This is a genomic window from Streptomyces sp. NPDC088246, assembly GCF_044741025.1.
Classification (GTDB): Bacteria; Actinomycetota; Actinomycetes; order Streptomycetales; family Streptomycetaceae; genus Streptomyces.
In genome coordinates this window covers 1-1,450 of the sequence record NZ_JBIURV010000172.1, presented here as the reverse complement: position 1 = coordinate 1,450, position 1,450 = coordinate 1, and the positions used below count along the sequence as shown (strand labels likewise).

The following is a 1,450-nucleotide window of genomic DNA, read 5'->3' as shown; positions in this document are numbered from 1 at the left end:
CTAGTAGTGCTTGGTCATGTGCGGTCTGCGATGGCGTGTCTTCTTGATGGGTCGTGTCGTTGACAGGACGTGCTGAGTGGGGAGTTGGCTGCGGTCCGGTGTGATCTGGAGGACTTCGCGGCGGAGATGTTCGAGCCGTTCGCGCGAGCGGATCAGCGTCGGTGGGGTGGGGTCTATCTGCGGGGCCTGCTGCTGGACGGCGGGCGCAAGTCGGTGGAACCGATGGCCGCCCGCCTGGGCGAAGACGGGAACCGGCAGGCGCTGGCCCACTTCATCACCTCCAGCCCGTGGGATGCGGCGCATGTGCGGGCCCGTCTGGCCTGGCGTATGCAGCCGGTCGTCAAGCCCACCGCGTTGATCATCGATGACACCGGGTTCCTCAAGGACGGGGATGCGTCGGCGTGTGTGACCCGGCAGTACACCGGCACTGCGGGCAAGGTCACCAACTGCCAGGCCGGGGTGTCGCTGCACCTGGCTTCCAACGGCGCCTCGGCGGCGGTGAACTGGCGTCTGTTCCTGCCCGGGAGCTGGGATCCCGCCTCGCCGAAGGCCGATCAGGCCAAAGTGGCTCGCCGTGGCAAGTGCGCCATCCCTGCCCAGGTGGGCCATGTCGAGAAGTGGCAGCTGGCCCTCGACATGATCGACGAGACGCGGTCCTGGGGCATCGAGGTGCCCCAGGTCATCGCCGACGGCGGCTATGGTGACACCGCCGCCTTCCGGCTCGGCCTGGAAGAACGCGGTCTCGATTACGTGGTGGGCATCTCGACCTCGACCACCGCACAGCCCGAGGACGCACAGCCGTCTGCCCCGGCCTACACAGGCCGGGGCAGACGGCCGGTTCCTGCCTACCCCGAGCCGGCCCGGAGGGTGAAGAGCCTGGTCATCGCGGCCGGAAAGTCTTCCGCGCGGCCGGTGCAGTGGAGGGAGGGATCACGGCCGGGCAGTGGCCGCAGCGGGCACAAACGCAGGTACTCGCGCTTCGTGGCCCTGCGGATCCGGCCCGCCGGACGCGAGATCCGCAAGGCCACGGCCGCCACCGAGCTTCCGGTCCGCTGGTTGCTGGCCGAATGGCCCGCCGACCAGGACGAGCCCGTGCAGTTCTGGCTCTCCAACCTGCCCGCAACCACCCCGTTGCCCGTCCTCGTGCGCACCGCGAAGCTCCGCTGGCGCATCGAGAACGACTACCGCGAGATGAAACAGGCCCTGGGCCTGGCCCACTTCGAAGGCCGAACCTGGCCAGGCTGGCACCACCACGTCACCCTCGTCTCGGTCGCCCACGCCTTCTGCACCCTGCAGCGACTGAGCCGATCCCCAAAAGAGACGGCGTCGGCCTGAGCCTCTACCGAGTCGTCCACGAGCTGCAGATACTCCTCGCGATCTGGACCGGCGCCTGCCCCACCTGTCACCGCAACATGCCAGACCCCGCACCAACATGACCAAGCACTACTAG

The 1,450-nt window shown here is 68.3% G+C and carries 1 protein-coding gene; it reads left to right on the top strand.

Going from position 1 to position 1,450, the window contains the following annotated elements:
* Nucleotides 1-69: 69 nt before the first annotated feature.
* Nucleotides 70-1,335, top strand: a complete 1,266-nt coding sequence (locus ACIPEK_RS46665) for an IS701 family transposase (protein WP_402009134.1) — start codon at nucleotides 70-72, stop codon at nucleotides 1,333-1,335.
* The last annotated feature ends 115 nt before the right edge of the window (nucleotides 1,336-1,450 follow it).